At 61.7% G+C, this 21,623-nt stretch carries 22 protein-coding genes; 8 read left to right on the top strand and 14 right to left on the bottom strand.

Annotated features, from left to right (window positions below; genetic code table 11):
- Nucleotides 1-20: 20 nt before the first annotated feature.
- From BSL82_RS16055 to BSL82_RS16000, 12 genes are all read right to left on the bottom strand, one after another.
- Nucleotides 21-605, bottom strand: a complete 585-nt coding sequence (locus BSL82_RS16055; RefSeq protein ID WP_072598270.1) for a TadE/TadG family type IV pilus assembly protein — start codon at nt 603-605, stop codon at nt 21-23.
- A complete protein-coding gene (locus BSL82_RS16050; protein WP_072598841.1) occupies nt 602-1,093 on the bottom strand; it encodes a TadE/TadG family type IV pilus assembly protein in 492 nt (163 codons plus the stop codon). The genes BSL82_RS16055 and BSL82_RS16050 overlap by 4 nt, the downstream gene beginning before the upstream one ends.
- A 5-nt stretch (nt 1,094-1,098) precedes the next feature.
- The gene (locus tag BSL82_RS16045; protein ID WP_072598269.1) at nt 1,099-2,667 is read right to left on the bottom strand and encodes a pilus assembly protein TadG-related protein; all 1,569 of its coding nucleotides are present in this window, start codon (nt 2,665-2,667) and stop codon (nt 1,099-1,101) included.
- A 23-nt stretch (nt 2,668-2,690) separates the two neighbouring features.
- The gene (locus tag BSL82_RS16040) at nt 2,691-2,990 is read right to left on the bottom strand and encodes a hypothetical protein (protein WP_072598840.1); all 300 of its coding nucleotides are present in this window, start codon (nt 2,988-2,990) and stop codon (nt 2,691-2,693) included.
- 5 nt (nt 2,991-2,995) lie between these two features.
- A complete protein-coding gene (locus BSL82_RS16035) occupies nt 2,996-4,510 on the bottom strand; it encodes a type II and III secretion system protein family protein (protein ID WP_226998506.1) in 1,515 nt (504 codons plus the stop codon).
- 30 nt (nt 4,511-4,540) lie between these two features.
- On the bottom strand, nt 4,541-5,407 hold the full coding sequence (gene cpaB, locus BSL82_RS16030; RefSeq protein ID WP_072598267.1) for a Flp pilus assembly protein CpaB: 867 nt from the start codon (nt 5,405-5,407) through the stop codon (nt 4,541-4,543).
- A 127-nt stretch (nt 5,408-5,534) separates the two neighbouring features.
- Nucleotides 5,535-5,720, bottom strand: coding sequence for a Flp family type IVb pilin (locus tag BSL82_RS16025; protein ID WP_072598266.1), 186 nt, complete (start codon nt 5,718-5,720; stop codon nt 5,535-5,537).
- Between the two features lie 349 nt (nt 5,721-6,069).
- Nucleotides 6,070-6,840, bottom strand: a complete 771-nt coding sequence (locus BSL82_RS16020; RefSeq protein WP_226998505.1) for a DUF2569 domain-containing protein — start codon at nt 6,838-6,840, stop codon at nt 6,070-6,072.
- 132 nt (nt 6,841-6,972) lie between these two features.
- The gene (locus BSL82_RS16015) at nt 6,973-7,350 is read right to left on the bottom strand and encodes a response regulator (RefSeq protein ID WP_072598265.1); all 378 of its coding nucleotides are present in this window, start codon (nt 7,348-7,350) and stop codon (nt 6,973-6,975) included.
- Nucleotides 7,347-8,801, bottom strand: coding sequence for a sensor histidine kinase (locus tag BSL82_RS16010; RefSeq protein ID WP_072598264.1), 1,455 nt, complete (start codon nt 8,799-8,801; stop codon nt 7,347-7,349). The genes BSL82_RS16015 and BSL82_RS16010 overlap by 4 nt, the downstream gene beginning before the upstream one ends.
- A gap of 2 nt (nt 8,802-8,803) precedes the next feature.
- Nucleotides 8,804-10,327 carry an ATPase domain-containing protein gene (locus tag BSL82_RS16005; protein ID WP_072598263.1) on the bottom strand — a complete coding sequence of 508 codons (1,524 nt, stop codon included), beginning with the start codon at nt 10,325-10,327 and terminating at the stop codon, nt 8,804-8,806.
- Nucleotides 10,328-10,487: 160 nt separating this feature from the next.
- Nucleotides 10,488-10,913 carry an Rrf2 family transcriptional regulator gene (locus BSL82_RS16000; RefSeq protein ID WP_072598838.1) on the bottom strand — a complete coding sequence of 142 codons (426 nt, stop codon included), beginning with the start codon at nt 10,911-10,913 and terminating at the stop codon, nt 10,488-10,490.
- 77 nt (nt 10,914-10,990) lie between these two features.
- Between BSL82_RS16000 and BSL82_RS15995 the strand changes: the two genes are divergently transcribed.
- From BSL82_RS15995 to hmpA, 3 genes are read left to right on the top strand one after another with little or no spacing between them, the layout of a single operon-like run.
- The gene (locus BSL82_RS15995; protein ID WP_072598262.1) at nt 10,991-11,437 is read left to right on the top strand and encodes a group III truncated hemoglobin; all 447 of its coding nucleotides are present in this window, start codon (nt 10,991-10,993) and stop codon (nt 11,435-11,437) included.
- Nucleotides 11,438-11,439: 2 nt separating this feature from the next.
- Nucleotides 11,440-11,715, top strand: a complete 276-nt coding sequence (locus BSL82_RS15990) for a TehB family protein (RefSeq protein ID WP_072598261.1) — start codon at nt 11,440-11,442, stop codon at nt 11,713-11,715.
- A gap of 48 nt (nt 11,716-11,763) precedes the next feature.
- Nucleotides 11,764-12,975, top strand: a complete 1,212-nt coding sequence (gene hmpA / locus BSL82_RS15985; protein WP_072598260.1) for an NO-inducible flavohemoprotein — start codon at nt 11,764-11,766, stop codon at nt 12,973-12,975.
- A 137-nt stretch (nt 12,976-13,112) separates the two neighbouring features.
- Here the strand turns inward: hmpA and rnk are convergent, their stop codons facing one another.
- Complete coding sequence (rnk, locus tag BSL82_RS15980; protein WP_072598259.1) at nt 13,113-13,538, bottom strand: nucleoside diphosphate kinase regulator; 426 nt, start codon at nt 13,536-13,538, stop codon at nt 13,113-13,115.
- Between the two features lie 376 nt (nt 13,539-13,914).
- Between rnk and BSL82_RS15975 the strand changes: the two genes are divergently transcribed.
- Complete coding sequence (locus BSL82_RS15975; RefSeq protein ID WP_072598258.1) at nt 13,915-14,541, top strand: trimeric intracellular cation channel family protein; 627 nt, start codon at nt 13,915-13,917, stop codon at nt 14,539-14,541.
- Between the two features lie 49 nt (nt 14,542-14,590).
- Here BSL82_RS15975 and BSL82_RS15970 read toward each other — a convergent pair whose 3' ends face one another.
- On the bottom strand, nt 14,591-15,514 hold the full coding sequence (locus BSL82_RS15970; RefSeq protein ID WP_072598257.1) for an iron-containing redox enzyme family protein: 924 nt from the start codon (nt 15,512-15,514) through the stop codon (nt 14,591-14,593).
- Between the two features lie 255 nt (nt 15,515-15,769).
- On the opposite strand from BSL82_RS15970, the gene BSL82_RS15965 reads away from it, so the two are divergent.
- The 4 genes from BSL82_RS15965 (at nt 15,770) to BSL82_RS15950 (ending at nt 21,297) form a co-directional block, all read left to right on the top strand.
- Entirely contained in the window at nt 15,770-17,683 is a 1,914-nt protein-coding gene (locus BSL82_RS15965) for a TOL_0244 family TonB-dependent receptor (protein ID WP_072598256.1), read from the top strand.
- Nucleotides 17,671-18,237, top strand: coding sequence for a TOL_0243 family YfiR-like periplasmic protein (locus BSL82_RS15960; RefSeq protein ID WP_072598255.1), 567 nt, complete (start codon nt 17,671-17,673; stop codon nt 18,235-18,237). Before BSL82_RS15965 ends, BSL82_RS15960 begins: the two co-directional genes overlap by 13 nt.
- On the top strand, nt 18,234-19,919 hold the full coding sequence (locus BSL82_RS15955) for an ATP-binding protein (RefSeq protein ID WP_072598254.1): 1,686 nt from the start codon (nt 18,234-18,236) through the stop codon (nt 19,917-19,919). Before BSL82_RS15960 ends, BSL82_RS15955 begins: the two co-directional genes overlap by 4 nt.
- 70 nt (nt 19,920-19,989) lie before the next feature.
- Entirely contained in the window at nt 19,990-21,297 is a 1,308-nt protein-coding gene (locus tag BSL82_RS15950) for a DUF2254 domain-containing protein (protein ID WP_072598253.1), read from the top strand.
- Nucleotides 21,298-21,623: the final 326 nt, after the last annotated feature.

Below are 21,623 nucleotides of genomic sequence, written 5' to 3'. Positions count from 1 at the left end.
GGTCACTTTCAATTACTCACTCAATTCGACACATTGCCCACGCCGTCTTCCATCGTCAGCGCCGCGGAAAAATCAGGCAGCGAGACCGAACCGCCGAACAGGGCAAAGCTGAGGGGGGTAAAATCAAGATTGGCCAGCCGCACGCGAACGAGCGGCGATACGTCCGGGCCGTTGGGATCGCCTGCATAGCCGAGGCCGACGTTCTCGTAATCGATAAGCACTTTATCGGCCTGTATCTCGGGCATCATCATCTGCATGCGGGTGACGATGTTGGTAAAGGCAGTGCTGTCGTAGCCCCAGCTTGTGCAGTTGACGTTATCGCAGGTCGTGCTGGCAAAGGCGCTAGTGGGGATCGGGTCACCGCCGGCGATGCCGCCTTGCAGGGCAAAATCATAATCGGCCAGATTGCCTGGAACCATATCGGTCACCACCGCGAAGCGCACGCCCATCTGGGTGGCCTTTTCCGCGCGGTTCCAGGTCCACATCAGCCGTCCGACATCGATGATGCCCAGCAGGAAGATCAAAAGCAGCGGCAATACCATCGCGAACTCGGCGGCAGTCGCTCCCGAAGAGGAATGAGCGAGGCGGGTCAGCAGCCGCATCATATGCCCATCAGCGCGCTTTCCGCGCTCGCGGTCACATCAAGCCCGGCCACGCCGAAGCCGACACCGCCGAAAAGCGAGCCATAGGGCACCGTCGCGGTGACGGTCACAATCCGCTCGCCACCCGTCAGCCCGTTATAGATGCCGGAGTAGGTCCCGCTGTTCGGGCAGGCGATCGACACGGCGATCGTGTTGTTGCTCGTCCAGTAGCGCAGGCGCGGATCGCCGCTGCCAGCGATATTGCCATAGCGAACCAGGTTCTTGATCGCCGCATCGGCGGTTGGAGTCCCGCTGCACGGCATCGTCGTGAAGTTCTGACGCGCCGCATAGCGCGCGCCGTCGCGCACTGCCTTCAGGACGACATGCTCATCCAGGAAATAATTCCCCAGCTCAAACGATCCGAACATCAGGATGATCAGCATCGGCGACACCAGCGCCATCTCGGCTGCCGCCGCGCCGGAGCGATCCCGTGCAAGTGAACGCCACAGCATCGCCGTCACTCGATCAGATACGGCACTGAGCGCCGCACCAACTGGCCGTTTTCGCCATCGCCGGATGGTTTGCCGGTCCCGATGATTTCCACATAAATCTCGCTCGCGCTCGTTCCCGCGTCCGACCGCGAAATAGACGGTTGGACAAGGAATACTTCTGCCCAGGTTCCGATACTGGCTTGGATGGAAGCGCCGGACAGCCTCGGCAATCCGCCAGCGGCGACTTCACAATTATCCACAACGGCGATGGTTAGGACGCGGCGGTCCGGCTGTGTTGCACTGGGCGAGATCCCAGCCTTGCAGACCGGCGCGCCATGTTGCGTGAATGCGCCCCCATTTACTCCCGTAAGGTTACGGGAGACATTGGGCAGCATCCCCGGCGTGTTCTTTTCCCAATCATAGAAATCATATCTGGTGGCGTTTGCTGGAAGGCCGGTCACCGCCTGCCAGTTCGATCCGGTTGCGTCGCTCAGCGTCGGATGGTTGGTCTTGAAATAGATGTCCCGCCGCCAACTGCCGTCGCCGAATGCATCGCACTCGTCGACATCAGCATAATGGCAGATGTCCATCGGATATCCCATATGAACAACTGTTCCATCATCCCCAGAGGAATCGGTAGGAAGATACTGATCGGATTTTGGAGGCAGTTTCCATTCATTATTGTTATTGGCTACACCACACGCATTTTTTGAAGGATTAGCACGACGAACGACATCTTTTGTGGAATTGTCGGAGGGGTTACAGTTATTGCTGTCATAGCATGTATTTCTGGCCCACCCATTGTTGAATATGTCAAACCGGACGTTGAGGGCATCCATGACAGCGGCTGCAACGCCTGTGTCCACATCTGCTTCGGTTTCGGCAATGCATGACACGGATGCGGAATTCAGTCCGACCGCGATATTCTGGTCGGGTGTCCCATTATTGGCGGCTCCCACATCCAGCCATCCGAAGTTCCCCGCCGCCGGACTATTCCCACCCTTGATCAATTTCAGTCCCTGCCCCCGGTGATTGTCGGGGTTATATGCGGTTCCCGGAACAGGGTTGCACATCATGATGGGGGGAATCTTGCAAACTGCCGAGGCGAGACCGGCGAAGGCGGTGCCAACCAGATTCCCTGAATTAAATGCGCCTGCTATGGGCGTGAATGCGTAATCTGCGCTGCGGGCTTCCACCGTCACCTCTACAAACCTTGCCTCGGCGTCGGTTGTCGCGGGGGTCGTTTTCGGCTTGTCCTGATAAAAGCGGATAGTTTCCAACGCATCGCACGCGGCTTCATTCGCTACGTCGATGGTGATACCCAGCCCGTCATTGGCGAAGCGTGTCTCATTGACCACCATTGCGCTCGCCGCCTGTGCGGCCCTTGCGCATGCCCCGGCCTCGCCATCAAGCTGGCTCGCCGCTGCCAGCGCGGCATGATCCGCCGCCTGCTGCAATTCCGTATCGAGGCTCGCCAGCCGGGCATAGTCGAACGCCAGCCCGCCGGCCGCGATCAGGCCGAAAAGCGACAGCGCGACAGTGGGCGCAACGGCTCCGGCTTCCGACCGCAGCAACCCTGTCCCACGCACGCGCATTTCCCGTCTCCCTGCAACTCCGTCTATCTCGATCCGCCCGAACCGATGCTCGATCCGCCACCGGAGCCGCCCGTGCCGCTGGTCGTGCGGATCGTCTGCGGCTCCTTGACCGTGCCCTTGCGATAGCGCTCCAGCGCGGACGCCGCGCGATCGCCCGAGCTTCCCTCCACGGGCGTGCCCGCATATTCCGGATCGGGGTTGATTATGTGCTGCGCCATGTTGTGCTTCACGGTCGCGCCAAGCCCAGTGTCGATCGGCGTGCATCCGCCAAGGAGCATCGCTGCACCGGCCCCGATCGCGATGGTTGCTGTCTTGCTGCGCATGATCGTCACCTCAAAATGTGGCCATAGTCGCCGTCCACGCCGGTGGGCGCGCTTGTAGCGACCGCCTTGGGACGATCCACCGGGGGCTGGGTCGGGTTGATCGGGTTGACTCCAACCGCCCGGTCCGTCCGGCCGAGCAGGAAAAGGTCAAGCTCGTTCGGAGCAGCCGCCCGGTCGGTCGGCACCGTCAGCGATTCCGGCGCTGCCGGTTTCACCAGCCGCGGCGTCACGATGATGACCAGTTCCGTCTCCTGCTTCTGAAAGCCGGAAGAGCGGAAGAGCGCCCCAATGATCGGGATAGACCCCAGCACCGGGAACTGGCGCACCGTGTCCTGAAAGTCGTTGCGGATCAGCCCTGCAATGGCGAAGGACTGGCCGTCGCGCAGCTCCAATGTGGTCTTTGCGCGCCGCGTCTGGAGGCCGGGGATCGTGAGCCCATTGATGACGACCGAGGCCGATGGATCGATCGAGCTGACTTCGGGCGCGACGACCAGGTTGATGAGGCCGTCCTCAAGCACCGTTGGCGTGAAGCCCAGGCTGACGCCGAAGGGCTTGAACTCGACTGTGATCGAGCGGCTTAGCCCGCCGCCGCCACCCCCGCCGCCGCTGTCCTGCGACACCGGGATCGGAAACTCGCCGCCCGCAAGGAAGCTCGCCGTCTCGCCCGAAAGCGCGACAAGGTTTGGCTCTGCCAAGGTGTTGACCACGCCCTTGCGTTCCAGCGCGTCGAAGAAGCCGGTGATGTTCAGCTTTCCGATGTCGAAGCTGCCGCTCAGGATTCCGAATGTATCGAGGATTTCCCCAAGCGCAATCACAGGGTTGCCGCTCTCGTCTGCGAGAAGCGAGACGCTGCTTCCGGTCGAACCCAGAAACTTGCCGCTGTCCGATGAAAAGGCGCTGCTGACGCCGATCTGTTTCGCAGCGGAACGCAGCATTTCCGAAAAGCGCACTTCCAGCAGCACCTGCTGGGAAGACCCGACCGCCATCATGTTGACGACCTTGCCGGGGGCATAGGTTTCGGCGATCTGCCGCGCGCGGTCCACCGCCGTTCCGGACGAGACGATGCCGGAAAGCACGATGGCGTCGTTCGATATGCGCGCGCCGACGCGCTCATTGGGCATCAGGTCGTGAAGCTGCTTTTTCAGCCCCATCACGTCCGGCCCGACAACAAGATCGACGACCGCGATCAGATTCTTGTTGCGGTCGTAAAGCGTGAGGCTGGTGGACCCGGGCTTTTTGCCCAGCACATAGAGCGACCGGTTGGTGAGCGGCATGATGTCCGCGATTTCCGGATTGCCGATCAACGCCTGCCCAAAGGCCTGATCCACGCGAAGCACCTGGCTTTTGTTGACAGGCACTTCAAAGGTGCCGCCGTGCGGCCCGCTCGCCACATCCACCGGGCTTGCCGATTGCGCCGCGACATGGGGCACGACTGTAACCGGAAGGGTCAGGGCAAGGATGCAAGCCGCAACAGCCGTCATCGGGCGTTTGGGGCTGGTAAAATCAACTGGCCGTCTCATGCAGCGGCTCCCCCTTGTTAAGTATTCCGCCTAATTCCCTGAATAGATACCCACGGAATATTTGCTGGATTCCAGACCGCGCACGATGGTGACTGCATTGTCCACGCGCCGGGCGCGGGGCCGATAGCCATAGCTGGCGCGCTGGAACATGGCGGGGGCGGCAAGCGCGCCCGACGATCCGTCGCGCAGGTCGTTGAGGCTGACGGTACGCACCGGCTCCGGCGCCATATTGCCGTTGTGACGCAACGCGAGGCTGAGCGAACCCACCTGCTGCGCCAGCGCCAGCTTCTGGGAATCAAGCTGCGACACCTCAAGCGTCGCGGTTTTCACCACCACCGGCTTGTCGGTATTTTCGCTGGCCTGCTGGTCGATGCCCAGCACGCGTATGTTCTGAAGCAGGATGTCGGTGATCGTGCGATCGCCCTCGCCCGGCAGGGTGCGGGTGATGAGCACGTCCACCCTGTCGCCCGGAAGCACGAAGCCGCCGACGCCGGTCATGTCATTGACCCGCACCGATGCGGCGCGCTTTTCCGGGTCGAGCAGCGCGGAAATCGACGCGCGGCCGCCCTTGCCCGAAAGCTTTGAAAGGAGGATCGGCTCGTTCGCCTCGATCCGGTTCAGCGCCACGCGCTGTTCGGATGTGAGTTGCGCGGTGGTGGTGAACGCGCCCGCCGGAAGGGCCGATGCCGGATAGTCGATCAGCTTGATCGATGCCTCGGTAATGGGCGTGCCCATGTCGAGCGGCACCCTGGCGACAACGATCTTTGCAAGACCCTGCGGCCTGAATTCGGTCGCCGAATTGTCAGATGGTGCGATCCACCGCATTGCGATGAAAACCGCGGCGAGGCCAAGTAATATGGCGACGCCTAGAATAATGAGCGATTGTCCTCGCGCCACGCCCCCCTCCTCCGCAATAGAGGCCGATACTCAAATCAAGCAACCGGACGCGACAAACTGTTGCAAGCATCCGACGAAGTGGTTGGCAGGTCAAGCCTTTTCAGGCCCGACCTGCCAGCGTGCGAGATCAGCAGGTGCTGTTGCTGGGTGCGTCGATGCAAGCCGAGGCATTGTCCATAGCACCGCCGATAGATTCAGCGAGTCCTAGCGCAGCTATAGCAATTACGCTGCCGATTACGGCAAGGATCAAGGCATATTCCGCCGCCGATGCGCCGGATTCATCATTCCACAGGTTCTTCAAAAAGCTTTTCATGACATAATCCCGAATACTTGGAGTCCCCATCCGGGGATGCCCCGTTGCTTCCAAGCACTCAGGCAATTACGGCCGTGAAAGAAGGTGAACTCCGGGAAAGAACGCCCCCCGCCGTCTTCTGGCTGCACTTGCCGAGCAAGATTGGCGATGCATGAGCCGTGCCAAAACTCGTTTCGGGATGGAATCTTGTTACATATCCATGACATGTGTTGTTCACATGTTTTAGGCACAATTATCGGTCTGTAAAGCTGGCCGACGATTCAGCCATTACTTGTTGAGACTCACACGCAACTAGGTCTCGATTATGATCACTGTCGCTCGATTCAGTGGGAACAAACTGGACAGGCGCTCAGCCCCGCACCCGATGCCGATATGTCACGTTGATCCGGCGGGACAGCAGCAGATAGGGGAGCCACAGCGTCACGCTGATCAGCACCTTCTTGATATTGCCTTCGAACAGCATGTCCGCCGCCGCCGCGACCGTATCAGGCGTTCCCGGCACCACATGGATCAGCGACTTGATCGCAAACTGCGTCGCCAGATCAAACGCCCAGACCGCCATCAGCAGAACGGGAAATGCCGTGTGCCGTTTCAGCGCCGCCGCAAAGCAGATGGCGTAGAAGGCGCTGAACACGACGACATCTGCAAGGCATAGCACCGACAGCGTCTTGAGCCACAGGGGCGCAGCATCAGGCATCGGCGGGATCGCGCCCAGATATTCGAGCGTCCGCACCGGCACGTTCAGCAATATGCCGATCAGCAGCGAGAACATGATTCCATAAGGGCCGTAGAGCCGGTGCCGCGATGCCTCCGCAGCCGTCACCTGCCGCCACCGCATCTGCCCCTTGGCGAACCAGGGCGCGGGCGCGGGCGACGGTTCAGAAAACCAGCGAAGCGCCAGCGTCAGAAATACGGCCGGGGAAGCGATGACCAGCGCATAGGTCGCAAAGCCCGTGACGATGGCCGGCTGCATCGCTTCAGAACCCGGCAGTGCGCCCGCAAAGCCCAGCCGCAGTCCGCAGATCAGGCTTGCCACCACAACCCAGCCGGTGATGATCGGACCGGTGGCGCGCTCAAGCGCCGCCACGCCAGTCACCGATTTCGCCATCAACCGTTGCATATATCGCATATTCGCCGCCTCATCCGGCAAAGGCAAATCCGCCGGAAGCGACATGATCCTTCATGGAACTTACGATTTGGCTAAGACGGGGTTCCGTCGAGCCGGGACAACAGCGTGCAGGCGTCCTGTCCGTTAGGCGGCCTCGCCCTTGCAAAGCGCGGCGACCGCCCCCAGCATCCTTCGCGATTCGGTGGGTTTTTCGAGGCGCGGTGTGGCTTCGAACTCCGGCGGAATGACATTGGCATCATAGCCGGTCAAAAAGACGAATGGCACGTTCCGCGCCTTCAATGCCAGAGCGCATTCGAACTCAGGTCCGGCGCCGAGATTTACATCGAGCAGCGCGCAATCGGGGGTCTCCCGATCGAGCAGGCTGAGTGCATCCTGTGCGTTGCCGACCGGCCCCAGAACAGTGGCGCCGGCGCGCTCCAGCGTCTCCCGCGCGTCCTCGGCAAGGAAGAAATTGTCCTCGATCACCAGCACCGATCGACCGGCAAGCAATGTATCGGTCATAAGCGCATCTCCTCCGTGCCGCGTGATTGCCCCGGTATATCGGTCTGCAAAATGCTTTCCCCCGGTTTGAGCGGAAAGGCGATCACGCAAAGAAGTCCGTCCGGGTTCAACGTCAGCTCGCCTCGCCCTTTCAATTCATATGGAACGCGGCGCGTTATCAGTTCGGTGCCGAATCCCTTGCGGCGGTTGGATTGCTGCGCGATTTCCACGCCGCTCTCCCGCCATTCAAGTTCCAGCCAGTCCTGCCCGTCGCGTTGTTCACGCCGCCAATGCACGGCGATTTTTCCAGCCGGCGCGCGGATCGCTCCGTATTTCGCGGCGTTGGTGGCAAGCTCATGGATCGCGAGCGTCAGCACTTCAGCGGCCTTGGGGGCAAGGGTGACGGGCAACCCTTCCACCGACACGCGTGACTGGTCGGCGGTATGCGCCAGCAGTTCATCGCGCACCATGCCTTCCAGTTCGACACCCACCCCCGCGCCACGTGTCAGCAGCGTCTGCGTCCGCGCCATGGCGGCAATGCGGCCGCTCAGCCGTTCGCGCAGATCCTCGGTCGTATCTCCAGGATCGCCGCGGTTGATGATCGACGCGACCATAGTGAGCACATTGCGGACCCGGTGCTGCAATTCCGCCAGCAAGACCGCCTGGCGCTCTTCATTGCGCTGGCGCTCCGTGATGTCCTTGCCGATCTTGAGGAACCCACGAATCGATCCATCGTCATTGCGCAGGGCAACCGTCTGCCCATCCAGAAATACGCGCCCGCCGCCCTTCGTCGCGTGCCAGCGGACATTGGGCGCTTCGCCATCTTTACGTGCGCGGCTGAGTTCCTGCTCCGGGAGGCCGTTCGCACGATCCTCGGGCGTGAAGATATTGGAGATCGGCTTGCCGAGCATTTCTTCCTCGCTCCAGCCGAAAACGGCGGCCGCGCCCGGCATCCAGGCCGTGATGAGATCGTCCGGATCGCTCAGTATGATCGCATAGTCGCGCGCATTTTCGACGATGAGCCGAAACCGCTCGTTACCCTGTTCAAGTTCGCTCAGCAAACGCTGGAGTTCGTACTGGCGCTCGCGGGCGCGGACGGCGGCACGGATGGAGCTGGTCAGAGTGATTGCCTGAACCGGGCGTTCAAGCAGCGTCACATTGCCGAACGACGCGACAAGCCGGGTGCGCCAATCGGCAATGCGCTGCTGGGGGAGGCGGCTGGTGAAAATAATGACGGGGATATCCGACCATGCCGGCTGATCCTGTATCCAGCCCGTCAAGCGCGTGAGGTCCCTCCCGAACAGCCCTTCCTCGGTAGCAACCACCGCAAGGCAATGCGGGCCGAGGCGGTCGATCAGCACGTCGTAATCGGTGCAGATCGTCGCCTCGACGCCGATACGCGCAAAGATTTCCGCGGCGGCTGGCCCATCACGTCCGACCGGCGCCAGGATCAGAACCGTGCCGTCCTCCATGTTTACGCCTGATCGCTCGCCCCGGGAACCGCTGGCGGCTCCTTTTCACCGACATAGACCGGCGTCCCTGAGAAAACGCCGGAGAATTGGGTGAGTGGTGGGCCGACTGCAATTCCATCAGAAGTCAGCCGGAACTCGCGGATGGTATGCTCGTGATTGCCGCTGCGCTTCTTCACCACGGAAAGCGCGCGCCGGACGGAGCCTCCCACTTCGAAATAGCGCAGCATCACCACGGCGTCGCTCAGATAGGAGATGTCCAGAGGCGTATCCATGGGGCCGACCAAGCCGTGCTGGGCGAGGACAAGGATGGTGAGCACGCCCTGTTGCCCCAGATAGCTGAGCAGTTCATGCATCTGCAGGATCAGGAACCGCTCGTCGGGCATTGCGGCGAGATAGCCGTTAAGGCTGTCGATCACGACAATCCGCGCCCCGTCCTGCTCCACGCTGGCGCGGACGTTGGCCGTGAATTCTCCGGGAGAGAGTTCAGCCGGATCGATCTGCTGTATGCGCAATTTACCCGAGGCCAGAGCTTCATCGAGCGACTGCCCGATCGTCCGCGCGCGTGCCTCCAGTGTGCCCCGCCCCTCATCGAAGGCGAAAAAAACGGCATGCTCGCCCCGCCGTGCAGCGGCCAGCGCGAAACCCAGGGCGAGCGAGGACTTTCCGACCCCCGCAGAGCCGATGAAAAGAGCATTGGTCCCCCGCTCCAGGCCGCCGCCAAGCAATTTATCGATCTCGGAATTGCCGCTCGGCGTAAACTCTCCCCTAAATTCGGCGTGATGCTCGGCAGCGATGAGGCGCGGGAAAATCCTGAGTCCACCCTTGACGATGGTGAAGTCATGATAGCCGCCACGGAACTGGATGCCGCGCATCTTGACCACGCGGACACGGCGGCGCTCCGCGCCAAAGTCTATGGCGAGTTGCTCAAGATTGACCACGCCGTGGGAGATCGAGTGCAGTTGAAGGTCTGCCTCCGACGCGGTGAGATCATCAAGGAGGATCACTGTGCAGTTGCGGGCGGCGAAGAAATGCTTGAGCGCGAGGACCTGACGCCGGTAGCGGAGCGGACTCTGTGCCAGAAGACGCAGCTCTGAAAGGCTGTCGAAAACAACCCGGACCGGATCGAGCGAGGAGACCTTGTCGAAGACGAGGTTGATGGTCTCGCTCAGCTCCACCTCGGCGGGGTGCAATATCGTCAGCTCGCGGTCCGGATCGAGTGAGGTTTCCGGCGGCACAAGCTCGAAAATGTCGATTCCGTCAAGCGTCCAGCCGTGGCGCTTGGCGACCAGCGCCAATTCGCGGCGCGTTTCCGAAAGCGTGATGTAGAGCACCCGCTCCCCCCGCCGGACGCCATCGAGGAGGAACTGGAGCGCGATCGTCGTCTTCCCCGTGCCGGGGCGACCTTCGTACAGATACATACGATGCGGATCGAGCCCGCCGCCCAGAATGTCGTCGAGCCCCTCGCTGCCCGTAGAGATTCGCTCGTCGCCGGTCTCTTCCCGTTGGTCCCTGTCGTCGTCTGCCAAGTCGCGCCTCCCTTGCCACCGCTCACGAGGGCGAGCGCGAATTCGGACCGGTTACGGAAAGAATGCATCACGTCGGATTTCGCTCCGTCATCGGCGACAATGAAGCGGGACGCAAGCTATGGAGGAGTGATGCCGCCGCATCGACGCCAAGGGCCGCCGCTCAGCTTTCCTGCTGCACCAGGAGTCGACGCAGGTCCTGACGTTTTCCCATGAGATCAGCGAGCGAGTACCGGTCCAGAACTGCCAGAAACGCGCCCAGAGCCTCCTTCAGCACGCCGGTCATTCCGCATGCGGGGGCCAGGGCGCAACTCCCACAGTCCACCAGGTTGAAGCCTTCCTCGGTGTGGCGGACGAGAGCGCCGATGTTGATCTCTTCGGGCGGCCTGCCCAGGCGGATGCCGCCGCCGCGTCCCCGCACGCTATCGATATAGCCCGAACGGGCGAGGTCGTTCACCACCTTCATGAGGTGATTCTGCGAGATGCGATAGGCCTGCGCCACCTCGGCGATCGAGCACAGCCGTTCCGGCCGCGCCGCGAGATGGAGCAGCACGCGTATCGAATAGTCGGTGAACAGGGTCAGCTTCATATTCGTTCCGTCGGACCGCATCTCGGCCCACCGCATTAATATGTATTGTGGTTGCATCTTTCAATTGATCGTTATAGATGCATCCATATTGCATGATTGAGGTGCGAGACGTGAACAGCACGCAAAGGATCGACGAAGCAGACCTCGCCCGGCTGGTGGATGCGTTCTACGCCCGGGTCCGGGCTGACGCCGAACTGGGTCCGATCTTCAACGACGCCGTTCATGACTGGCCCGAGCATCTCGAAAAGCTGACGGCGTTCTGGTCGTCCGTGATGCTGGGGAGTGGCCGCTACAAGGGCCAGCCGGTCCCTGCGCATATGAAGCACAAGCACCGGATCACGCCCGAACTGTTCGAACGCTGGCTCAGTCTCTGGAAGCAGACCACCGACGAACTGATGTCGCCCGACGCGGCGCTCGCCCTTCAGGACAAGGCCGCCCGCATCGCCGAAAGCCTGCAGCTTGCGATGTTCTTTCGACTGGATCGGCCGCCCGGACCGGCCGGCACCAGCCAGGCGGCGGTTTGACCATGGCTGATATCCTCCCCTATCGATCCACGCCGGTTTTCGATCAGGACACGCTTCCGGCCGCCCTGCGCGCCCGCCACGACACCAAGGCAGGCGTCTGGGGCCTGATCCGCGTCATCGAAGGCGAACTCAAACTCACCTATCTCGATCCACCCTCGGAAGTCGTGCTGACCCCCGCCAGTCCTGGCCTCATCCTTCCGCAGCAACCCCATTATGTGACACCGCTCGGCCCGATGAAGATGCGGGTCGATTTCTACGACCAGCCCCCCGGCGACTGACGCGCCAATCCTTTTCCTCGTTCACCGTTCAAATCACAGGAGATTTCGATGACGCAACCTCTCAGCGATCAGACCATTGCGCTCGTCAAGGCGACAGTCCCGGCGCTGGAAGCCCATGGTCTGGATATCGTGGGCGAAATGTATTCGCGCATGTTCCAGAACCCGGCGATCCGCGACCTGTTCAACCAGTCGCATCATGGCGATGCCGGGTCGCAGCCCCGCGCGCTCACAGGCGCAATTCTGGCCTATGCCAGCAATATCGACAATCTCGGCGCGCTCGCGCCAGCCGTGGAGCGGATCGCGCAGAAGCATGTCGGCCTGCAGATCCTGCCTGAACATTATCCCTATGTCGGCGAAGCGCTACTGGGCGCGATCAAGGCCGTCCTCGGCGACGCCGCGACGAAAGAGATTCTCACCGCCTGGGGTGAGGCTTATTGGTTTCTCGCCAATATCCTGATCGCCCGCGAAGACCGCATCTATACCGAACAGAAGGATACGGCCGGCGGCTGGAACGGCTGGCGTGATTTCCGGGTAGAGGAGGTCATCCGCGAAAGCAGCGTGATCAACTCCTTCATCCTGCGTCCTGTCGATGGCGGCCCGGTGATGGCGCATCGGCCGGGTCAGTATCTGACCTTCTGGTTCGCGATTCCGGGACATCCTCCGGTCAAGCGCAACTATTCGATCTCCTCGGCGCCGAATGGTGAAAGCTACCGCATCTCGGTCAAGCGCGAGCCGCATGGCCTTGCCTCGGGATGGCTGCATGACGCGACCAAGGCCGGCACCATATTGAAAGTCGCCGCCCCCGCCGGCGAATTCTTCCTGCACGAGCATACCGAACGGCCGGTGGTGCTGCTCTCCGGCGGTGTCGGCCTGACCCCGATGGTGGCGATGCTGGAAGCGCTCGTCGCAAGGGGCATCGACGTGCCGGTCCACTATGTCCACGGCACCCATGACCGCGACACACATGCGATGCGCGACCATGTCCGCAACCTGGCGGCCAAGGCAAGGACGGTGCGCGTGACCGAGTTCCACCAGACCCCGCTAGCCGACGAGGTGGAAGGCCGCGACTATGACAGGGCCGGGATCATCACCGACGAATGGCTGGCCACCAACACCCCTGTCGCTGACGCCGATTTCTATATCTGCGGGCCGCGGCCCTTCCTGCGCCACGCGGTTTCCACCCTGTCGCTCGCAGGGGTTCCGTCCGATCGCATTCACTATGAGTTCTTCGGCCCGGCCGACGAACTTCTGGCCGCCTGACGGAAAACGGAATGGACGACGTCATCACCGGACGCTCCCATGTCCTTTCGGTTCTCTCCGAACGGGCGGGCTGGCCTTCGTGACGCCTGTGGTGATGCCGTCCATTCGCAGCCGTATTCGGCAGCGCGACGGGTGTTTCAGTTGGCCATTGCCTCGTCGCAGCTAGCCTGGCGCACCTTGACGATCGTGAGCCTGCGTTCATTCCCCTCCCGGTCTGGCCAGAGAATGGACTGACCATCACGCAGACCGATCAGCCCCGCGCCCACGGGGGTCAGAATGGATATACGGTTTGCCGCAATATCGGCCTGCCGGGGATAGACCAGTTGCACGATCCGCGTCGCGCCGCTCGCCTCGTCGACGAATTCAACCTCGGCGTTCATCGTGACGACGTTGCCGGGAATCCGGTCCGCCCGGTGAATCGTGGCGCGGGAGATTTCCTCAAGAAGCAGTTCGCTGACCTGCCGCAGGCGATCCTGAACGCCGACTGCCAGATCGGCGAGGGTATCTGCTTCTGTGTCGATCATATGGATGGGCGGCCGCTTTGGCGCCGTTCTGCGTGTCATGGTGTAGGGCTTTCCGGGAATTGGCGCATCGGACTGAGTGTCCGGTGCTGGGTCTGACATGTGCCGCCCCGGGCTCAGGGCGTCATCCGCCGGAACCCGGGGCTACATGCCCGCGAGAAGTCGTCCGCCCCGAAAGCAGAAACGCGAAAAAATGACCCGAGCCACCATGATGGGAAGATGCCTGCCTTGCCTCCGCAAGTCAATTACGCCGCGCCGAATGCCGTTCCCCAGGCTTGCACATGATGTACGCAACACGAGCCGAGGGGAGTTGGCGGCGGACGACGCTTTTTGGATTCGATAGCTGTTTTTCTTTCCACTATGGAATTTTCGGATCTCTCTGCGCCGCCCGGAGAGCGAATGGAGAGACTCTTAATCGATGTTTGAGAACAGCATCATCCTGCTCGACTGGCTCGGCATCGTGGTCTTCACGATTACAGGCGCACTGGTCGCCTCGCGCAATCAGATGGACGTCGTCGGTTTCATTCTTCTGGGAACCGTCACCGGCATTGGCGGCGGCACCATACGCGACCTCCTCCTGGACGCCCACCCGGTGCTGTGGGTTGAACGTCCGCAATATCTCGGCGTGTGCATCCTCGTGTCGATCGCAGTCTTCTTCACCGCCCATCTCGCCGCTTCCCGCTACCGGCTGATCCTCTGGCTCGACGCGCTCGGTCTTGGCTTGTTCGCGACTGCGGGGGCCGAGAAGGCGGCGAGCCTTGGAGAAGCTCCGCTCGTCGCGATAACCATGGGGGTAATCTCCGCCTGCTTCGGCGGAATCATACGCGACGTGCTTGGCAAGGAAGACTCGATCATTTTCTCCCGCGAGATCTATGTCACCGCAGCGGTTGCCGCGGCGTCCACTTTCATCGGTCTCGACGCCATGGGCGTGTCGCGCGAGTTGTCGGTAGGACTGGCGCTGGCGGCGGGCTTCGGCCTTCGCGCCGGGGCGCTTGCATTCGGATGGTCGCTGCCGCGCTACAAACCCCGCGCGCCCGAACGCTGAACGACTGAGCCATTGGTGGCCGCACATGCGGCCAAGGCACATCCAGCCGTCACTCGCCTCCGGTGCACTGCTCGGGCAACCGCAGAATCGAACGATAATGCTCAAAACAGCGGGCGCCGCATGTGAGACGGATGAGGGCGCCTTCGGCAATGGGCCGCGCCCGTCGTGGGTCTTCCGCAATCAAGGGCGCTATGACTTCCCGGTTCCATGCTTCGCTATGCTTGACGTCAAGCACGGCATGCAGATCGAAGTAGCGCCGCTCGCGATCACTCAGGCCGATGCGGCGCAGCCCTTTTGCAACCATCGCGGATCGCCCTGGCGCCGTCATTTCGATCACGCCCAAGGCCCCGATCGATTGCCATACATATCTGCGGCAGGTCGCCATTGCCGTCATGGCGTTGGCGAGAGCAAGGCTTTCCCACACGGTGTGTTCGATACGCGGCTCCACCGCGAGCGTTGCCGCCAGATCGCCGAGCATTGGGCCGTGCATGCCTTTGGCATTGCCCCGGCCCATCTCATCCCAATAGTTGCGCGCCAACTCAAGCTTTGGCCGTGAGGGCAGCTTGATCTGGGTATAGGCGACAAGATCGTCGAAGCCCGCTTCGCCGGCCGCCTCCTGCTCAAAGAATAAGCGGAGCGCGTCGGTTGAGGCTTCTTCCGCCAGCCAGGGGAAAAGCGGATCGCCCTGGCCCGGCCCCTCAACCTTCAAGAGCTCGAACCAAGCCAGGAAGCTTTCCGCGTCTTCAGGCGCTTCTGCAGCTTTTGCTGCAATTTCCTGCCGGAGTTCTTCCAGAAACGCCCCTTCAAGCCGCAGCATGCGTTGATCGCTGGCCAGCCGGTCCGCCCAGTCCGGTTCGATCATCTGCGGGGCTAGCCGCTCCCGGTTCCACCGGGCAAGACCGCGCTGAAAGTCATCGTTGAGAAATTGAGACGCACTGGGGCACAGCCCGGCGACGTGAAAGGACGTGGCCATTCAAATATCTTTCAAATTGTAGCAATGGAGTCCTTAACGCGCGGGCGCGATACTCGATCCGTAGCATGTCTACCGCAATGCCGACACAGATGCCTCCACATTGGGGCCTGTCCTGCGTCAGCGAGTTGATCACCGCTATGGAAGATGCGGTTCAATGTTCAAGATATTGCGCATGCGGAACCAAAAAAAGCTTCGTGCGTACGTCGTTAGCATTTACAGCGACATCGGCTGCTGTTTCGGGGGGAACGCTCAAGCATGGCGGAAGATGCCAAAGGCACACGACTGCTCATAGGGGCGCTGGTTGGTTCTCTCTCGTGTATTTCCCTTCCGTGCGCCGCGCAAAGCGTCGAGGAACTGCGGGACATGCCGATCGATGCGCTGGCGAACCTGGATGTGTCCTCGGTCACAAAGTCGGCCGCCAGCCTTTCCGACGCACCGGCCTCGATCTATGTGATCACGCATGATGATATCGTGCGCGCGGGAACGGTCACGCTTCCGGGCATATTGAGGCTCGCGCCGAACCTGCAAGTGCTGAGGAGCAGCGCCAGCGGCGCAACCATCACCGCCAGGGGGCTGAGCGGCAATCCTGAAGCGCAGAACTTCCCCAACAAGCTGCTCGTCCTGATCGACGGCAGGAGCGTTTATTCGCCGCTGTTTTCCGGCGTCTATTGGGACATGCAGGATATCATCCCCGAAGATGTCGACCGCATAGAGGTGATCAGCGGCCCCGGTGCGACCCTGTGGGGCGCCAATGCAGTCAACGGGGTCATCAACATCGTGACCCGCAATGCCGGTGCCAGCCAGGGAGGCTATGTCAGCGCGCTGGGCGGCAGCAAGCTGTTCGACGCCGCCCTCCGCTTCGGAGACCGGATCAACGACACGATCAATTACCGGCTGTACGTGAAGGGTCGCCGACGCCCCGACAGCGTGGAAACCGCCGATGACGATGCTTATCGCGTCCAGGCCGGCGCGCGATTTGACTGGAGCCCGTCGGACGCGGATCTGGTCACTTTCCAGGGGGACATCCAGCGCGGCTCCCGGGGTCAGGGCGCGTTGCCTAACGAGGTCTTTCGGGGAGGCAATATCGTCGCGCGCTGGAACCGAAGCTGGAGCAGCGCTTCGGCATTGCAGCTTCAGGTCTATTACGACCATGCGGGTCGCGAGACTCGCCAGGATAACGGCAGGTTCCAGCTCGATACGTTCGACGTGGATTTCCAGCACAGTTTCCAGCTTGCCGCCAGTCACAACCTCGTATGGGGCGGCGGCGCGAGGGTGACCCGGTACAATATCGACGAAGCGCCCGGCCTTGCCTTTTCTCCTGACAAGCGCACCCTGTTTCTCGCCAATATGTTCGTGCAGGACAGCATGGCGTTGACGCCTTCGCTGACGGCGATCGCCGGGCTGAAGCTGGAGAGAGACCCATATTCCGGTGCGGTGCTGCTGCCCAGCGCGCGCCTTTCCTGGAAGCCCAGCTCAACATCGATGCTCTGGGCGGCGGCATCTCGCGCGATCAGGTCGCCCACCCCGTTCGACCGCGACGTGGTGGAAACGGTGGGCGATACCGTATTCCTGCTCGGACCCGCAGATTTCCGGTCCGAGAAGCTGACTGCCCTTGAAGCGGGCGTGCGCCTTGTCCTCACATCCCAGGCATCGCTGTCCGTCTCGTCCTTCTACAATCTGTATGACGATCTGCGGAACATTGAACTCGCCCCCAGCGGGTTTCTGCCGCTTCAGTGGGGCAATGGCATCAAAGGCTCCAGCTACGGCCTGGACGCCTGGGGCGATTTCAGGATCACCGACTGGTGGCGGCTGAAGCCGGGCTATAGCCTGCTGATCCAGAAGTTCGACTTCAAGTCGGGCGCAAGCGAACTGCTGGGGATCAGCCAGATCGGTAACGACCCCAAGCACCGCGTGTCGCTGCGATCTTCGATGGATATCGGCCCGCGCATCAATGTGGATGCCGACCTGCGGTATGTCAGCCGCCTGCCCGATCCCCATGTGCCCGGCTATGTGGAACTCGGCGCGCGGATCGGGTGGCGCTTCATCGACGAGGCGGAGCTTTCGATCTCCGGCTTCAACCTGCTTCACAAAAGACATTATGAGCTTCCCGCCACGCAGGCGAGCCCGGTGCCGCGCAGCGTTTATGTTGCGCTGAAATGGCATATCTAGGATCGGCGCGCGCTTTCCGCCGGATGCGGCGGGCGGCGGCTGTCGCCATATTCATTGCCGGAACCGTGCCGACGAGTGCGGCGGCCGGGGCTGATCCGCCCCTCGAACAGGCGGTGAAGGCAAGTTTTCTGTTCAAGTTCGTGCCGTTCGTCGATTGGCCTGCCAACGCATTCGCAAGCGCGACCGCCCCTTTCCAGATATGCCTCAGCGGCCAGGATCCGTTCGGCCCGGTGCTTGATGAGGTGGTACGGGGACAGAGGGTTCATGGCCGCACCATCATTGTTCGCAGGCTGAAGGATGCGAACCCCGCCGGCTGCAACCTGCTCTTCGCCGGGGAAACGTCGGATCTCGATCCGGATATACTATCCGGGAAGGCCGCAAAGCCGATCCTGACGGTCACCGACAGGAGCAAGAGCGTTGCCGGGGGAATGATCGATTTCGTCATGCAAGGCGGCCGGGTGCGTTTCCGTATCGACGAACGCGCGGCAAGGGCAAGCGGCCTCAGGATAAGCTCGAAGCTGCTTGGACTTGCTGTCGCGGTGGAGGACAGATGAAACCGAACCAGCTGTCCGCCATCACGCCCCGCGCGGCAATATTCATTGCCTCCGCCCTTTTGGGCGCGGCCATTCTGCTCGCCTTCCAGAACGATCGCTTGCTGAAGGCGGAGAAAATCCGCCAGACAAGTGTGCAGGCAGAGATCCTGGCCGCCAGCATCGCCGCCCCGCTCGCCTTTGACGACGCCATTGCCGTGCAGGAATATCTTGCCGCGTTACGCAAGAACCCGGACATCCAGGCTGCGGGCGCATATGACGACGAGGGCCGTCTCATGGGGCAGTTCAGCCTGTCCGGCGCCCCGCCGCCAAAAACCGGCAGGCTGATCCCGCCCCGGATCGTCGATCGGGATCTCATCGTGACCGCCAAGGTCGCCCAGGGCGACACGTCCCTCGGCTCCGTCTATCTGCGCAGTTCGCTGGAACGCTGGCCCCGCCGCGGGCTTCGCTATCTGGGCATCGCCTTGCTGGTGCTGATGGCGTCACTGCTGATCGCGGTGCTCGGCTCATCCTATGCATCGCTGCGCGAAGCCCATGACAAGCTGCGCGCCGAAATAAGAAACCGCGAAAAGGCGGAGGAAGCGCTGCGCCAGTCGCAGAAAATGGAGGCGATGGGGCAGCTGACCGGCGGAGTCGCGCACGATTTCAACAATCTGCTTATGGTCGCCCAGAGCGGACTGGACCTGATGGATCGCACCTCCGACCCGGTAAAGATCGAAAAGCTGAAGGCGGGCATCCGTCACGCGATCGATCGCGGCGCCAAGCTGACGCAGCAGCTTTTGACCTTTGCGCGCAAATCGCCCCTCCATCCCGAAGTGGTCGATATCGGCAGGCGGCTGCGCAGCATGGACACGCTGCTGGAGCGCTCGCTGGGCGAGAATTTCAGCGTCGACTACCGGATTGCGCCGCAGCTCTGGCCGGTGGAAGTCGATCCATCCCAGCTTGAGGTTGCGTTGCTCAACATCGTCCTGAATGCACGCGACGCGATGCCCGGCGGCGGCCGGATTGTCATCAGCGTCGAAAACGAAACCGGCAGGGACGGCGATCGGGTACGCGTTTCCGTCGCGGACACCGGCAGCGGCATTGCGCCCGAACTGCTCTCCAGCATCTTCGACCCGTTCTTCACCACCAAGGGCGTGGGGAAAGGAACCGGCCTTGGATTGAGTCAGGTTTACGGTTTCACCCGCTCCTCGGGAGGCGAGGTCCAGGTCGAAAGCGAGCCGGGCAGCGGCGCAACGATATCGCTCCTGTTGCCGAGAACACTGAAAGCACTTCCGGAATCGGAATTGGTGACGCGGCGGGATGTGGCGGGCCACAGGAATGGAAGGATTCTGCTCGTCGAAGACGATGACCAGGTCGCCGCGATGATCCGGGAGATGCTGGCCGCGCTTGGATATGACAGTGAACGCGCCATTTCCGGCGATGCGGCCGTCGATCTGCTGAATACGGATGAAAACTTCGATCTTGTGATATCCGACATGGTCATGCCGGGGCGAAGAAGCGGACTTGACCTGGTTCAGGAGATCGGCGAGCGGTGGCCAGCGCTTCCGACGATGTTGATGACGGGATACAGCGATGCCGCGATTGCAGCCGCGCGCGAGAACATCAGCGTGCTCCGCAAACCCTATACGATTGAGCGCCTGTCGACGGAAATTCAGGCGACTCTCAGTTTGCGCGAAGGCTGAGCGCGGATCGCGCTACAGTCCGGAGCGTTGTTGAGAAATGCCGGCCCATCAGACTTTCGACTGAAATCGCATGAGAAGCCGTCTCCGCGCGCTCTGGCTGAGCATCAAATCCAGCTACTGGTTCATTCCTTCAGTCCTGAGCTTCGCCGCGATCCTTCTCGCGCTCGGGACGATCCACCTTGACCGGACACGAAGCGTCGACTGGCTCAGCCTCTTCCCCTGGTTCGAGGGGAGCCGCCCGGAAGGGGCGCGGGCTCAACTGACGGTCATCGCAAGCGCGATGATCGCGATCGCCTCGACCGTCTTTGCCATCACGATCGCGGCTGTCGCCTACGCCTCGGGCAATTACGGGCCTCGACTGCTGACCAACTTCATGAACAATCGCGGAAACCAGTTCTCGCTGGGCGTTTTCATCGCGACTTTCGTCTACAATCTTGTCGTGCTTCGGGTGGTTCAGGACCCACGGGACACGTCGGCCGCCGATGTGGCGGGGGAGACGCTCACCGGTTTCGTGCCGCAACTTTCGATGATGGTGTCGGCCGCCTTCGCAATTCTGGCGATCGGCGTGCTGGTTTATTTCCTCCACCATATTCCCGCGAGCATAAGGATCAACACGGTCCTGGGTGAAATCGGGCGTAAACTGATCCACGATATCGAACGCAGGTTTCCGATCGAAGGCGGATCGAGGGAACCGGAAAGGCGCATAACGGGAACTCCCATCACCGCCAGAAGCATGGGCTATGTGGAGATTATCGATTTCGCCGAGCTTGACGAGATCGCTCGCGAGGAAGGGCTGGCAATCGCGCTGCGCATTCGCACCGGCGATTTCATTCATCCCCACGTGCCGGTGGTGGAAACAAGCGAGGCTGCCAGCGAGGCCATCCAGCAGCGAATCCTGAGCTGCTTCTCGCTCGGCAATTCCCGGACGCCCACACAGGATCTGGAGTTCCTGATCGACGAACTGGTCGAGATCGCGCTGCGCGCCCTGTCCCCCGGAATCAATGACCCTTTCACCGCCATAACCAGCATCCACTGGATGGGCGCAGCGCTTGCGAAGCTCGCTGACCGAGATCTGGGCGAGGGGCCGGAGCAGGAAGGCTATGACCGCGCACGTGTGCAGCCCCTGGCCGACGATTTCGACCATTTCGTGCGGCGTAGCTTCGGTGCCGTTCGCGCGTCCGCTGCCACGAGTCCCCTTGCGGCGAGGATGTTTCTCGAACGGCTGAACGGCGTCAGACTGGGCGCAACTTCGGCACAGCGACGCGAGATCCTTGTCACGGAGGCCGGGGCGCTTGTGGAGCAAGCCGAACTGGAACTTAAGGGGCCGGCGTTGAAGGAGGTCCGTGAGACAATGCGCCAACTGTTCCAGACGCTGTGATGGGCCGGCGTCTCAAGCGTCTCTCATAACACCTCTATTCACCGGAGGATGGCTTGGAATGTCGGGAAAGCGCCTGATAGGCGCGACCCGGATGGGAGGTCTTGGCGATTTCTAGGACTTTGGTTTTCAGCGCCCCACCCGCACGCATGCACCGTGGAATAGCTCGACCCATTTAGGCGGAAACACCGCCGTGGCTTTCGGGCGGATCGAGCAGATCGGCAGGCGGAAGGGAGCGACGAACCTCATGCCATGACAGACACCCGGCTCGCACAGGCCATTCGCCAAGACGCCAACGACACGTGATTGCCGCCATGGTCGCTGCAATC

The organism is Tardibacter chloracetimidivorans, assembly GCF_001890385.1.
In the GTDB taxonomy this organism is placed as follows: domain Bacteria; phylum Pseudomonadota; class Alphaproteobacteria; order Sphingomonadales; family Sphingomonadaceae; genus Tardibacter; species Tardibacter chloracetimidivorans.
The sequence above is the reverse complement of the archived record's forward strand: the minus strand, read 5'-3'. Positions and strand labels throughout refer to the sequence as shown.

Coding starts and splice junctions, on each gene's coding strand:
- BSL82_RS16015 (WP_072598265.1), bottom strand. CDS start 7,350: ATGACCGATACATTGCTTGCCGGTCGATCGGTGCTGGTGATCGAGGAC.
- BSL82_RS15995 (WP_072598262.1), top strand. CDS start 10,991: ATGCATCCATATTGCATGATTGAGGTGCGAGACGTGAACAGCACGCAA.
- BSL82_RS15975 (WP_072598258.1), top strand. CDS start 13,915: ATGTTTGAGAACAGCATCATCCTGCTCGACTGGCTCGGCATCGTGGTC.
- BSL82_RS16010 (WP_072598264.1), bottom strand. CDS start 8,801: ATGGAGGACGGCACGGTTCTGATCCTGGCGCCGGTCGGACGTGATGGG.
- BSL82_RS15965 (WP_072598256.1), top strand. CDS start 15,770: ATGGCGGAAGATGCCAAAGGCACACGACTGCTCATAGGGGCGCTGGTT.
- BSL82_RS16040 (WP_072598840.1), bottom strand. CDS start 2,990: ATGCGCAGCAAGACAGCAACCATCGCGATCGGGGCCGGTGCAGCGATG.
- BSL82_RS16035 (WP_226998506.1), bottom strand. CDS start 4,510: ATGAGACGGCCAGTTGATTTTACCAGCCCCAAACGCCCGATGACGGCT.
- BSL82_RS16000 (WP_072598838.1), bottom strand. CDS start 10,913: ATGAAGCTGACCCTGTTCACCGACTATTCGATACGCGTGCTGCTCCAT.
- rnk (WP_072598259.1), bottom strand. CDS start 13,538: ATGACACGCAGAACGGCGCCAAAGCGGCCGCCCATCCATATGATCGAC.
- BSL82_RS15990 (WP_072598261.1), top strand. CDS start 11,440: ATGGCTGATATCCTCCCCTATCGATCCACGCCGGTTTTCGATCAGGAC.
- BSL82_RS15960 (WP_072598255.1), top strand. CDS start 17,671: ATGGCATATCTAGGATCGGCGCGCGCTTTCCGCCGGATGCGGCGGGCG.
- BSL82_RS15950 (WP_072598253.1), top strand. CDS start 19,990: ATGAGAAGCCGTCTCCGCGCGCTCTGGCTGAGCATCAAATCCAGCTAC.
- hmpA (WP_072598260.1), top strand. CDS start 11,764: ATGACGCAACCTCTCAGCGATCAGACCATTGCGCTCGTCAAGGCGACA.
- BSL82_RS16020 (WP_226998505.1), bottom strand. CDS start 6,840: ATGCAACGGTTGATGGCGAAATCGGTGACTGGCGTGGCGGCGCTTGAG.
- BSL82_RS16055 (WP_072598270.1), bottom strand. CDS start 605: ATGATGCGGCTGCTGACCCGCCTCGCTCATTCCTCTTCGGGAGCGACT.
- BSL82_RS15970 (WP_072598257.1), bottom strand. CDS start 15,514: ATGGCCACGTCCTTTCACGTCGCCGGGCTGTGCCCCAGTGCGTCTCAA.
- BSL82_RS16050 (WP_072598841.1), bottom strand. CDS start 1,093: ATGCTGTGGCGTTCACTTGCACGGGATCGCTCCGGCGCGGCGGCAGCC.
- BSL82_RS15955 (WP_072598254.1), top strand. CDS start 18,234: ATGAAACCGAACCAGCTGTCCGCCATCACGCCCCGCGCGGCAATATTC.
- BSL82_RS16045 (WP_072598269.1), bottom strand. CDS start 2,667: ATGCGCGTGCGTGGGACAGGGTTGCTGCGGTCGGAAGCCGGAGCCGTT.
- BSL82_RS16025 (WP_072598266.1), bottom strand. CDS start 5,720: ATGAAAAGCTTTTTGAAGAACCTGTGGAATGATGAATCCGGCGCATCG.